The organism is Streptomyces sp. ISL-10 (genome assembly GCF_018614575.1).
Lineage (GTDB): Bacteria > Actinomycetota > Actinomycetes > Streptomycetales > Streptomycetaceae > Streptomyces.
This window is the reverse complement of the sequence record NZ_JAGGOJ010000026.1, coordinates 29,509-41,810: the sequence shown is the minus strand read 5'-3', so window position 1 is coordinate 41,810 and position 12,302 is coordinate 29,509. Positions and strand designations below refer to the sequence as shown.

Annotated in this window: 10 protein-coding genes and 1 pseudogene; 10 read left to right on the top strand and 1 reads right to left on the bottom strand. The window is 71.4% G+C overall.

From position 1 onward, the window contains the following. Positions 1–102: 102 nt before the first annotated feature. From J7E88_RS26785 to J7E88_RS26745, 10 genes and pseudogenes are all read left to right on the top strand, one after another. The gene (locus tag J7E88_RS26785; RefSeq protein WP_215185512.1) at positions 103–1,359 is read left to right on the top strand and encodes an ATP-grasp domain-containing protein; all 1,257 of its coding nucleotides are present in this window, start codon (positions 103–105) and stop codon (positions 1,357–1,359) included. After that, entirely contained in the window at positions 1,356–2,189 is an 834-nt protein-coding gene (locus J7E88_RS26780) for a Rossmann-like domain-containing protein (RefSeq protein ID WP_215185510.1), read from the top strand. The genes J7E88_RS26785 and J7E88_RS26780 overlap by 4 nt, the downstream gene beginning before the upstream one ends. Further along, positions 2,186–3,277 (top strand): PLP-dependent cysteine synthase family protein, encoded by a 1,092-nt coding sequence (locus tag J7E88_RS26775; RefSeq protein WP_215185508.1) that lies wholly within the window; start codon positions 2,186–2,188, stop codon positions 3,275–3,277. Before J7E88_RS26780 ends, J7E88_RS26775 begins: the two co-directional genes overlap by 4 nt. After that, positions 3,274–4,347 carry a mandelate racemase/muconate lactonizing enzyme family protein gene (locus J7E88_RS26770; RefSeq protein WP_215185506.1) on the top strand — a complete coding sequence of 358 codons (1,074 nt, stop codon included), beginning with the start codon at positions 3,274–3,276 and terminating at the stop codon, positions 4,345–4,347. Before J7E88_RS26775 ends, J7E88_RS26770 begins: the two co-directional genes overlap by 4 nt. After that, a complete protein-coding gene (locus J7E88_RS26765) occupies positions 4,344–5,609 on the top strand; it encodes an MFS transporter (protein ID WP_215185504.1) in 1,266 nt (421 codons plus the stop codon). The genes J7E88_RS26770 and J7E88_RS26765 overlap by 4 nt, the downstream gene beginning before the upstream one ends. A 10-nt stretch (positions 5,610–5,619) precedes the next feature. Beyond that, on the top strand, positions 5,620–6,411 hold the full coding sequence (locus tag J7E88_RS26760) for a bifunctional 2-polyprenyl-6-hydroxyphenol methylase/3-demethylubiquinol 3-O-methyltransferase UbiG (RefSeq protein WP_215185502.1): 792 nt from the start codon (positions 5,620–5,622) through the stop codon (positions 6,409–6,411). 89 nt (positions 6,412–6,500) lie between these two features. After that, a pseudogene (locus J7E88_RS26755) lies at positions 6,501–8,076 on the top strand (ABC transporter substrate-binding protein). Continuing rightward, positions 8,073–9,026 (top strand): ABC transporter permease, encoded by a 954-nt coding sequence (locus tag J7E88_RS26750; protein ID WP_215185500.1) that lies wholly within the window; start codon positions 8,073–8,075, stop codon positions 9,024–9,026. Before J7E88_RS26755 ends, J7E88_RS26750 begins: the two are co-directional and overlap by 4 nt. Next, on the top strand, positions 9,023–9,808 hold the full coding sequence (locus tag J7E88_RS36215) for an ABC transporter permease (RefSeq protein ID WP_251023262.1): 786 nt from the start codon (positions 9,023–9,025) through the stop codon (positions 9,806–9,808). Before J7E88_RS26750 ends, J7E88_RS36215 begins: the two co-directional genes overlap by 4 nt. Further along, complete coding sequence (locus J7E88_RS26745; protein WP_308307617.1) at positions 9,805–11,331, top strand: ATP-binding cassette domain-containing protein; 1,527 nt, start codon at positions 9,805–9,807, stop codon at positions 11,329–11,331. The genes J7E88_RS36215 and J7E88_RS26745 overlap by 4 nt, the downstream gene beginning before the upstream one ends. A 76-nt stretch (positions 11,332–11,407) precedes the next feature. Here J7E88_RS26745 and J7E88_RS26740 read toward each other — a convergent pair whose 3' ends face one another. Beyond that, positions 11,408–11,962: a hypothetical protein gene (locus J7E88_RS26740; protein WP_215185498.1), complete on the bottom strand. Its 555-nt coding sequence runs from the start codon at positions 11,960–11,962 to the stop codon at positions 11,408–11,410. Between the last annotated feature and the right edge of the window lie 340 nt (positions 11,963–12,302).

Genomic DNA, 12,302 nt, shown 5'->3' with positions numbered 1-12,302 from the left:
AAACGATTATCGATAAGGTCGCCGTCGGTCAAGCGGGCGGTTCCTCTCGCCGGAGCCGCCGCATGCCAAGAACCCGCAACCGCACTGTGAGAAGGGGAAGTCGTGGCTCATCTGCTGATGGTCGAGAGCTGGGTCGGATCAATGAGCAGACTGCTGCCACGAGCTGTCCGCGAGGCAGGTCACGAGTTCACGTTCCTGACCCGTGACCTGCACCACTATCTGCGCTCCGCGCCCGAGGGCACCGCGCATCCGCTGCTCGCCGCCCGGCATGTGCTCACCGCCGAGACCAACGACACCGACGCGCTGCTCTCCTTCGTCGAGCGGGCCCATGAGGTGCTGCGCTTCGACGGAGTGATCACCTCCTGCGACTACTACCTGCGGACGACCGCCCGGATCGCCGGTCGTCTGGGGCTCCCCGGCCCCGCACCCGAGGCCGTGGACAACGCGTGCCGCAAGGACGCGACCCGCCGGGCCCTGGCCGAGGCCGGACTTCGAGGACCACGCTTCGCGGTCTGCGCGGACTGGGCCGAGGCCGCCGACGCGGCCCGCGCAATCGGGTACCCGCTGGTGCTCAAGCCCGTGGACCTGTGCGCAGGAATGTTCGTACGCCGCGTCGACGACGAGCCCGCCCTTGCGCACGCCTACCGGGCACTCGCCGACTTCCCCGTCAACGCCCGCGGCCAGCGCCGCGACCCGGTCGTGCTGCTCGAGGAACTCCTCGAAGGGCCGGAGGTCAGCGTCGAGACCGTGTCGTACGGCGGGACGTCGCACGTCGTGGGCGTCACCGACAAGAGCGTCGGCGGGGCACCCGCCTTCATCGAGACCGGTCACATGTTCCCCGCCGCGCTCACGCCGGCGGACACCGAGGCCGCCGTGGAGACCGCGCGCCAGGCCCTCACGGCCCTCGGTCTCGACGGGGTCGTGGCCCACACCGAGATCAAGCTGACGGCCGACGGGCCGTGCGTGGTCGAGGTCAACCCGCGCCCCGCCGGCAACCGCATCACCGAGCTCATACGCCATGTGACCGGCATCGACCTCGCGGCCGCCTGCGTCGATGTCGCCCTCGGCCGGGAACCGGACCTGCGCCGCCGGGGCACCGGACTGAGCAGCGCCGCCATCGGCTTCCTGGTGCCGGACAAGGAGGGGGCGCTGGAAGCCGTCGCAGGCGCCGAAACGGTGCGCGCGGCCGACGGCCTGCTGGAACTCCAGCTCGCCGAGCCCGGCACGGCCGTCAAGGCCGCGGGCAGCAACAACGAGTACCTCGGCCATGTCATGGCCGCAGACGCCGGCGGCCTGGGCGCCCGCGACCGGGTCGAAGCCCTGCTTGCCGAGCTCTGTCCCCAGGTGGTGACCCGATGACCGCCCTCAACGACACACGCGTAACGGCCTCCTCGTACGACGACCTCGTCGAGCGCGTCCAATGCGGGCGCATGGGCCCCGACCCGCGCAGCGTGCGCATCGCCGTGGCATTCACCACCCGCCAGGCGGCACGGCACGACGGGCGCAGCCGCGGTTACCGCAACGAGGTGCTGAGCCTGCGCCTCGCCGAAGCCGTGGGCTCCTGCGCGGTCGAGCCGGGCCGACTGCCCGACGACGCCGTCGAGGACTGTGTCGGCGCGGACATCGCCCGCCTGCTGGAACACGAACTGCTGCCGGTGCGGGTCGCAGCCCTCGACGCGTACCTGATGCATGCCCTGCCGCACGGTCCCACCAACGGCGCGCGGCCCCTCCCGCTCACCGCCGGCACGTCGCTGGAGAAGTCCCGCGCCAGGGCCAGGGCCGTCGTGGAGCTGATCGACGCCGCCCCCGGAGCGAGCGTGCTCGTGGTGGGCGTCGTCAACTCGCTGCTGGAGGCGCTGCGGGCGCGCGGCCTGGCGTACATCCCCTGTGACCTCAAGGGCGGCACGACCGAGTGGGGCGAGCCGGTACGCACCGACGCCCTGGCGGAGCTGGAGCGCTGCGACGCGGTCCTCGCCTCCGGAATGACCCTGGGCAACGGCAGCTTCGAGCCTCTGCGGCAGTACGCACAGCGCCACGCAAAGCCGCTGGTGATGTTCGCGCAGACCGGCAGCGCGGTGCTGCCGCGTCTGATCGGTGCCGGGGTGAGCGCGGTGTGCGCGGAGCCGTACCCCTTCTTCTGGCTGGACGGCGGTCCGGGGACCGTCCACCGCTACGGAGCCGCCCTGTGACCACGGCCGTCCTCAGCTCCGAAAGCACCGCGGGCAACCGCGAACTGCTCGGCCTGCTCGGCCGGACGCCCCTCGCGCGCGTCACCGCCGACCTGCCGTGCCCGCAGCCCGGGTTCTGGGCCAAGCTCGAAGGACAAGGCGTCGGCGGCATGAAGGCCAGGGCCGCCGTCTCCATGCTGCTCGGAGCCAAGGAACGCGGTGAACTGCGCCCCGGCGCACCGGTGGTGGAATCCACCTCCGGAACGCTCGGCATCGGACTGGCCTTCGCCGGACAGGCACTCGGCCATCCGATCGTGCTGGTCGGCGACATCGAGCTGGAACCCTCGATGCGGCAGCTGCTACGCGCCCACGGCGTCCGATTGGAGCTGGTCGACCGCCCGGCCGCCGAGGGCGGCTGGCAGGCCGCGCGGCTCGCCAAGCTGCGCGAACTGGTGGCGCGGCTCCCGGACGCGTACTGGCCCGACCAGTACAACAACCCCGACAACACGGCCGGTTACGCTTCCCTGGCAGCCGAACTGGCCACCGGGCTCGACCACCTCGACGTGCTCGTGTGCAGCGTCGGAACCGGTGGCCACAGCGCGGGCATCATCGGCCCGCTGCGCCGCCACTGGCCGGGACTGCGGCTCATCGGTGTGGACGCCACCGGCTCGACCATCTTCGGCCAGCCCGCGAGGCCCCGGCTGATGCGCGGCCTGGGCAGCAGCATCCATCCGCGCAACGTCGCCTACGAGGCCTTCGACGAGGTCCACTGGGTGGGTCCCGCCGAAGCCGCCGACGCCTGCCGTCGGCTGGCCGTCGGCAACTTCGTCAGCGGGGGCTGGAGCACCGGAGCCGCGGCGCTCGTCGCGGCCTGGGCCGCCCGCGTCCATCCAGGGGCCGTCGTCGCCACCGTCTTCCCCGACGGGCCGCACCGCTATCTCGGCAGTGTGTACGACGACGACTTCGCCGCCGCCCACGGCATCGACCCGGACACCGCCGCCACCCGCCCCGTCGAAATCCCGCACCCGCGAGCCGTGGAGGCCACCGGATGGGCCCGGTGCCGCACCGTCACCGATCCACTCGACAACGCCCAGAAAGAGAACCCGTGAAGGCCGGCCAGCGCACCGTACGCCTCCAACTCACCGAGCCGCTGCGCATATCCCGTGCGACGATGACTGCCCGTCAGGCCGTGTGGCTGTCCCTGGAGCACGAGGGGCAGCGCGGCCACGGAGAAGCCGTCACCAGCGTGTACTACGGCCTCGACGCGGACACGTTGGGACGGCTGCTGCATGCGGAATCCCAGTGGCTGGCCCGCTTCACCGATCCCGAGACCGCGCTGGAGGCCTTCTCAGCCGGCGACCGGGACAAGACGGCTTTGCCGGCTGTGACCAGCGCCCTGGAGTCCGCGCTGCTGGACCTCGTGGGCAAGCGCGCAGGCGTCCCGGTCCACCAGCTCCTCGGCGGACGCGGTGCCCCACCCTGCGTCCCGACCGCCCGCACCATCGGCATCACGACACCCAGGCGAGCCGAAGCGCGGGCCACCCGTCTGGTACGCGACGGATTCTCGGTCCTCAAGATCAAGGCCGGCGCCCCTGATCCGGCCGAAGACCTGGACCGCGTACGGGCCGTACGAGCCGTCGCTCCGCACGCACGGCTGCTGCTGGATCCCAACGGAGCATGGAACGCCGACACGGCCGAGCGGCTGCTGCCCCTGTTCGCGGAGCTCGGCGTCGAAGCCGTCGAGCAGCCTTTGACGCCCGGCGACCCGGAAGCGCTGGCGAAGCTCGCGGAGCGCTCACCGCTCCCGCTCATCGCCGACGAGGACGCGATCGACCACGAGGACGCCCGCCGTCTCGCCGGGCGCGTCCAGGGCATCAACGTCAAGCTCGCCAAGTGCGGCGGAGTGAGCGCCGCACTCCGGATCGCCGAAATCATCGCGGGCACGGGCACCGAGCTGATGCTCGGCTGCCTGACCGCGAGCACGCTCGGCATCGCCCCCGCCGTCCACCTCGCCGACCGCGCCCGCTGGGTCGACCTCGACGGACATCTGCTGCTCGCCAACGATCCGTGGACCGGCATCGGCGGTGCCGACGGCACGGTACGGGCCGGCCGCAACCCCGGCCTCGGGGTGCGTCCGAACGGCGTGCTTGCGCAGGACGCCGAGGAGGCGCGGGCGTGACGACGTGGCACGAGATACGGGGCTTCCCGCTCGCCATCCGGCTCCTCCTGGTCAACCAGCTGGGCGTCAACACCGGCTTCTATCTGCTCGTGCCCTACCTCGCCCTGCACCTGGGTGAGGACCTGGGGATGTCGGCGGCCGTCGTCGGCATCGTCCTGGGTGTTCGGAACCTCAGCCAGCAAGGGCTTTTCCTCATCGGCGGATCGGCGTCCGACCGGCTGGGAGCGCGCGGCGTCATCATCGCCGGATGTGCTCTGCGCACCGTCGGCTTCGGGCTCTTCGCGCTCGGCGACGGACTCCCCGTACTCCTCGCCGCGTCCGTGCTCAGCGGGTTGGCCGGGGCGCTCTTCAACCCGGCTGTGCGGGCGTATCTCGCCCTGGAGGCGGGTGAGCGCAAGGCGGAGGCGTTCGCCCTGTTCAACGTCTTCGCCACGACCGGGGCCCTGATCGGGCCACTGCTCGGCAGCGCCCTGCTCCTCGTCGACTTCCGTGCCTCCGCGCTCACCGCGGCCGCAATCTTCGCGGTGCTCACTGTCGCCCAGGCCGTGGTGCTCCCCGCGCGCAAGGCCGTGCCGAGCGGGAACAGCCTTGTCGCCGACTGGCGCGAGGTGATCGGCAACCGCGGCTTCCTGGCGTTCGCCCTGGCCATGGTCGGGATGTTCACCATGGAGAACCAGCTGTACCTGCTGGTGCCCGACGGCGCGCGCCGCGCCACCGGCTGGGACGGCGCTGCCGGCCTCGTCTTCCTCGTCGGCACCCTCACCAACCTCTGGCTTCAGCTGCGCATCACCCGGGCGCTGAAGGAGCGGGGCAGCAGGGCGCGCTGGATCGGCGCCGGACTCGCACTGATGGGCCTGTCCTTCCTACCGCCGATGGCCGTGTCGGGGTCAGGGACGGCTCCCGACGGCCTCGCGGACGCGGCGCTGCGCGCCCTGCCCGTCCTGGCAGGCGCCCTGCTGCTCTACCTGGGCGTGATGATCGCCCAGCCGTTCGTGATGGAACTGATCCCAGGCTTCGGCCGACCCGAACTCACCGGCACGTACTTCGGCCTGTTCTACGTGGTCTCGGGCATCGCCGCCGCAGTGGGCAACACAGTCGTCGGCTGGGCCATGGACGCCGGTGAACACACGGACGCGCCCTGGCTGCCCTGGATGTGCTGCCTGCTGTTCGGGCTCACCTCCGCCATGGGAGTCGCCTGGCTGCACCGCCGCCGGGCCCTTCCCGGGAGCACCGGGGCCGTACCGGCGACATCGACGGCGTGAGGAGACACCTATGACGACCGACAACCTGCTCACCGACAACCCCGCGCTCTACGAGGCCCGTTTCCCCGACACCGACCGGATCGCCGGTCGCTGGGCCGAGGACTGCCTACGGCGGTACGGGGCCGGCGAGCGCGTCCTGGACATCGGCTGCGGCGCCGGCCGTGACGCCGCGTATCTGCACCGCGCCGGCCGTGCGGTGACCGGCGCCGACCTGTCCGAGGCGATGCTGGCGTACGCCCGCGTCCAGCACCCCGGACCCACCTACGTACGGGCCGACCTGCGCGCCTTCGATCTCGGTGAGCGGTCCTTCGACGCGGTCGTGTGCCTGGACAGCGCCCTGCTGTACTGCCACACCAACGAGGACCTCGACGGCTTCCTGACCTCCTGCCGCCGCTCCCTTGCTCCCGGCGGCCTGCTCATCGCGGAAATGCGCAACGGCGCCTTCTTCGTGGGCCGTACAGAACTGCTCGACACCCCGACCGTCAACGGCTTCACCTGGCAGGGCACCGCCTACCGATCCACCACCACCCTGTACGTCGACAGGACCGCGCAACTCCTGCGCCGCACGCGGACGTGGACCGCCGACGACGGTTCCGCACCGGTCGAGCAGAGCTCCGCGTGGCGCCTGCTCTTCCCGCAGGAGCTGCGCCACGTCGTGACCGCCCACGCCTTCGAGGTGCTCGCCCTGCACGACGGGCCGGGTCCGCGCACCGAGCCGCCGTGGCGCGAGGGCGACCCGCCGGGCGAGACCGCCGAAGCCGACCGCCTCCACCTCGTCGCCCGCCTGACCTGCCCCGCCTGACCTGCCCCTTCTGACCTGCCCCTTCTGACCCGCCCCGCGCCTTCACCCGCTCGCATCACAGCAAGGACACCGCCATGAACGACGTTCCCATGAACGACCCCCAGCTCCCCGGTCTGCGCCGCCGCGGCTTCCTCACCGTCGCCGGAGGCGCGGCCGGACTCGGAGCCCTCGCCCTCACCGGCTGCGCCGGCTCCGGCACCTCCGGCACCGCGGCCAAGGGCGACGGCAAGCCCAAGCGCGGCGGACGCCTGCGTGCCGCCTTCGCCGGCGGTGGCGCGAGCGAGACCCTCGACCCGCACCTGGCCAACCTCTTCGCCGACGTCGCCCGCGCCAAGGCCCTCTTCGACAAACTCGCCGACTACGGCCCCGACCTCTCCGCCCGGCCGCGCCTCGCCGAGAAGTGGGAGCCGAACGCCGGCCTGGACCGCTGGACGATCACCCTGCGCGAGGCCGCCTTCCACAACGGCAAGCCGGTCACCGCCGCCGACATCCTGTACAGCTACCGCCGCATCACCGACCCCAGGAAGGCCTTCCGCGCCAAGGCGTCCCTGGAGCCCATCGACCTCAAGGCGAGCCGCGCCCTGGACGCGCGCACGATCGAGTTCATCCTGAAGCGTCCGACCGCCGAATTCCCCAACCTGCTGGCAGCGTTCGGCGCGTACATCGTCCCCGAGGGCGAGGACGACTTCGACACGAAGCCGGTCGGCAGCGGCCCGTTCCGCTTCGTCTCCTTCTCCCCCGGCAAGTCCGCCGTCTTCAAGCGCAACGAGGACTACTGGGACGGCGCCCCGTACCTCGACGAGCTGGAGTTCGTCGTCGCCAACGAGGAGTCAGCGCGGATCAACGCTCTCCTCGGTGGCCAGGTCGAGTACGCCCACGAGCTCAACCCCACCACTGCCCGCGCACACGAGGGCAAGGGCCAGATCGCGATCGTCCGCCTGCGGGGCAGCGCCATGCAGTCCTTCGCGATGAAGACCGACCGCAAGCCCTTCGACGACAAGCGCGTGCGCGAGGCGTTCTTCCTGATCGCCGACCGCAAGGAACTGGTCGACGGCGCCCTGTCCGGCGCCGGCGAGATAGGCAACGACCTCTTCGGCAAGGGCTACGAGTACTACGCCGCCGGCCTGCCCCAGCGCGAACAGGACCTCGACCGGGCCAAGGCGCTGCTCAAGCAGGCCGGGGCCGAGGGTCTCAAGGTCACCCTCGACACCTCACCGGTGGCGGCCGGATTCACCGAGGCCGCCGCGATCTTCCGCGACCAGGCCGCCAAGGCCGGCGTCACCCTCCAGAAGGACCGGCAGCAAGGACAGCTACTGGAAGGACATTCTCGACTCCGGCACCCTCTGCTCCTACCGCTCAGGCGCCATGCCCATTGAGGCCCACATCTCCCAGCGCCTGCTCACCGGTTCGACCACCAATGCCACCAAGTGGCAGCACAAGGACTTCGACGCCCTCTACCAGCAGGCGCAGTCCACCAGGGACAAGCAGCAGCGTGCCGCTGTCTACGAGCGCATGCAGCGCCGCCTGCACGCGGAGGGCGGATTCCTGGTCTGGGGCTTCGCCGACTGGATCCTCGGCACTGCCCTGGGCGTCCGGGGCGTCGAGCCCAAGGCTCCCGCCAACTCCCTCGACTGGGCCCGCTTCGACAAGGTCTGGCTCGCGTGAGCGGACTGCGCTCCTGGATCGCCCGGCGGCTGCTGCTCGGCATGGCGCAGACGGCGGCCGTCGTGCTGCTCGTCTTCGCCCTCACCGAGGCGCTGCCGGGCGACGCCGCCGTCGCGCTCGCCGGGGATCAGCCCGACCCGGAGCGCATCGCCGCCATCCGCGAGGCGATGCAGCTGGACCGGCCCGCGCACGAACGCCTGGCGGACTGGGCGGCCGGTCTGCTGCACGGCGACTTCGGCACGTCGCTGGCCTCGGGACGGCCCGTCAGCACGTACATCACGGACGGCTTCGGCCCGACGCTGCTGCTCGCCACCCTGACCGTGGCACTGCTCGTCCCGGCCGGGGTCGGTCTCGGCGTGCTCGCCGCCCGCCACGAAGGGAAGGCCGTGGACCGGCTCGTCAGCTCCGTGACACTGGGCGTCTACGCCGTGCCCGAGTTCGCCTTCGGAGTACTGCTGATCACGGTCTTCGCCCTACGCCTGGGCTGGCTGCCGCCGACCGCCGTCGGATACGGCACCGACCTGCTCGCCCATCCGGCGGCCCTGGTGCTCCCCGTCCTGATCCTGCTGTCCCGCCCGGTGTGCTCCCTGACCCGTCTCGTACGCGCCGGCATGATCGACGCGCTCGCCTCGCCCTACGCCGCCCAGGCCCGCCGCTACGGCATCCCGGCGGCCCGTGTCCGGTACGGACACGCCCTCCCCAACGCCATCGCGCCCGCCGCCCAGCAACTCGCCCGCACCATCGACTGGTTGCTGTGCGGCGTCATCGTCGTGGAGGCGCTGTACGTGATCCCCGGCCTCGGAACCGTCCTGATGAACGCCGTCGCCGAGCGCGACGTCCCCGTCGTGCAGGGCCTCGCCGTCGCCTTCGGTGTCGTGACCGTCGTCCTCAACCTCGGCGCCGACCTGGTCGCACGCCACTTCGCGCCCCGCGCGGAGGTGGCGGCATGAAGCCCCGCTTCGCACTCGGCGCGGTCATCGTGGGCGTACCACTCGCCCTGGCCCTGCTCGGACCGCTGTTCGCGGGCGAACCCGGGCCGCGCGCCGCGTCCTTCACCCGCGGCGGCGGTCACTGGCTCGGCACCGACTTCGTCGGCCGGGACGTGTGGCGGCAGGTGCTGCTCGGCGGTCGGTCGGTGGTCCTCGTCGCCCTCGCCGCGACAACTCTCGCCTACCTGGTGGCGCTGCCGCTGGGACTCATCAGCGCGCTCACCCACCGCACCTGGCTCGAAGAGCTGCTGATGCGGCCCCTTGATGTGCTGCTCGCCGTGCCGTCGCTGCTGATGATCCTGCTCGTCGCCTCGGTCTTCTCGCCGGGGGCGGTCGGTCTCGCACTGCTGGTGGCGCTCGTCAACATCCCGGATGCCGCCCGTATCGTGCGCGCCGCCGCCGCGGAGGCTGCCTCGCGCCCTGCGGTCGAAGCGCTGCGCATGCAGGGCGAGACCTGGTGGCGCACGGCCGTCGGCTACGTCGGCAGGTCGGTCACGCGCACGCTCGCCGCCGACGCGGGCGTACGGCTCACCGGGGTGCTCTACCTGGTGGCCACCGCCGCGTTCCTCGGCGTCGGCGTCGAACCGGACGCCGCCGACTGGGCGGTGATGGTGGACCGCAACCGCACCGGGCTGTTCGTCCAGCCCTGGGCCGTGGTCGTGCCCGCTCTGCTCATCGTCGCCCTCACCATGGGCGGCAACCTGCTCGTCGACGCCCTACTGGAGAAGAGGAAGCACACGTGAACTCGGTCGCCGAAATCAGGGGCCTGCGCGTGGAGGTCGGCGGCCGGGCGATCGTCGACGGAGTGAACCTCCGAGTCCTCCCTGGCAGGATCACTGCCCTCGTGGGTGCGTCCGGTAGCGGCAAGACGACGACGGGTCTCGCGCTGCTCGGCGAGTACCCGGAGGACGCCCGCGTGACCGGTGACGTACGCGTACCGGACGGCCCGGTGGGCTACATCCCCCAGCACCCGGGAGCCGTGCTCAACCCCGCCCGCCGGATCGGAGCGCTGCTGCGGGACATCGCCCGTACGCAGGTACGGCACCTGCCGCCGGCCGAGCGCCGCGCCGCGGCCCGCGAGCGCATCCTGCGGGCCCTGTCGCACGCCGAGCTCCTTGACGCCGAGGCGATGCTGCGCCGCTACCCGCATCAGCTGTCGGGCGGCCAGCAGCAGCGCGTCGTCCTGGCGCAGACGCTGCTGCTGGGCGCCAAGGTGGTGGTCGCCGACGAGCCGACCACCGGCCAGGACGCCCTGACGAAGCGACGCATCGTCGAGCAGCTCGCGGCCGTGTCCCGGGAGGGCATCGCCATCGTGCTGCTCAGCCACGACCTGGAGGTCGTACGCGTTCTCGCTGACGAGGTGCTCGTCATGCGCGACGGACACGTAGTGGAGTCGGGGCCGGCCGACCGGCTGTGGACAGCGCCGCGGCACCCCTGGACGGCCGAACTCCTCGCAGCGGGGAGCACCATCGCCCCAGTCGAGCCACCCGCTGACGGCGCAGCAGTCCTGCGGACCCTGCCCCTCACCGCCCGGCACGGCAGGACGACGGTCCTCCGCACCCCCGGACTCACCCTCCGCACCGGCGAATGCCTGGCCGTCGTCGGTCGATCAGGCAGCGGCAAGACCACCCTGGCGCGCTGCCTGGTCGGCCTCCATCGCAACCACGACGGCGACACCATCCTCGACGGAACCCCACTTCCGCGCAGTCTGCGTGACCGTACGCGTCAGCAACTGGCCGCCGTCCAGTACATCTTCCAGGACGCCAGGGCCGCCTTCGACGAACACCGCCCCATCCTGAACCAGGTGGCCCGCACAGCGGTCCGGCTCCGCGGGGCGCCCGAGCGGGAGGCGCTGTCCGAAGCGCTCACCACATTGGCCGGTCTCGGCCTGACCGAAGCGCTGGTACGCCGCCGGCCACCACAGCTGTCCGGGGGCGAGCTCCAGCGTGCCGCCCTCGCCCGCGCCCTGCTGGCCCGCCCCCGGGTGCTCATCTGCGACGAGATCACCTCCGGCCTCGACACGGTCACCCGGCGCGGCATCCTCGACACACTCGCCGGCCTCCTGCGCGACCGACGCGACCTGTCCCTGATCCTGATCACACACGATCTGGACACCGCCGCCCTGGCCAACCGCATCGCCGTCCTCGACGGCGGCGACCTCGTCGAGGAAGGCCCCGCGCGACAGATCCTCGCCTCCCCACAGCACCCGTTCACCGTCTCACTGGTGGAAACCACCGCACGACTGACCGCGCAGCCCCGCGCCTAGCGCGTCGTCCGGGCGCTCAAGAGATGTCCCGCAACGACCAACTGGGACGGAGCTACCTGATGGGCTGGAGACCAGCTCAGCTGGTGGCTTGTGAAGTGTCCAAGGACCGGGCGAAGTCGGTGAGAGTCCGGAAGTCGTCCTCGCGGAGACCGATTCGTGGGTTGACGTGGTGCAGAAGCGCACGCGCGCGGTGGTGAGCGGTCACGTACGCCTGGTCCAGATCGCTCTGTTCATCGTCCACCCAGGCGAAGGGACGGTCGTTGGCATAGTCCACCAGGGGACGAGTCTTCCAGTGGACCCCGTCGGGGCGGTCTCGGAACAAGGCGTCGCCGAAGTCGACGAACGGGAGTTCGGGAAGGCCGAGCACTGGGGCGATCCACCGGTTGGCGTCGTCCATCCATGTAGTGGCCCAGCAAAGCTCGTAGCCGAGCCGGAGCAGGACTTGCCCGTGCTCCGGGTTGACCCAGACCCGCAGGGGTCGCCGACGGCGCGACAGCCCTCCATGTTCCTCTGCGGTTCCGCCGGCTTGCGGCACTCTGAGTGTCGTGTAGCCGACGGGGCGCCTTTCCGGCTTGGCCGCATAGGGGTTGAGGGGCCCGTCCACGTCCAGGAAAAGCAGTGGTCGGCTCACGATCTCCCCCGGTCTCGCTCTGTATCGACTGCGCTGTGGAAGCGTAGCTGCAACGATCGTCCCGGTGTTGGGCCGCTCTGATGTGTTGATCCCAGTGTGGTGGCTGTGATCACGGCCTCGGAGCCGTCCTGGACAGCCCCGTTCATCGGGCTGAGTCCGCGCCAGTTCCATGATCCACCATCCGGTGATCTCTGAGGACGGACCCTGGTGGAGACGGTCTGCCCCGACCCGGTGACGAGCGGCCGGGCGTATGCGGCAGGATGAGCGGTCGCACCCGTACGCACGTCCGGGCGCGATCAATGCATCCTGGATTCGAGCAGGTATAAGTGACGCACAATCA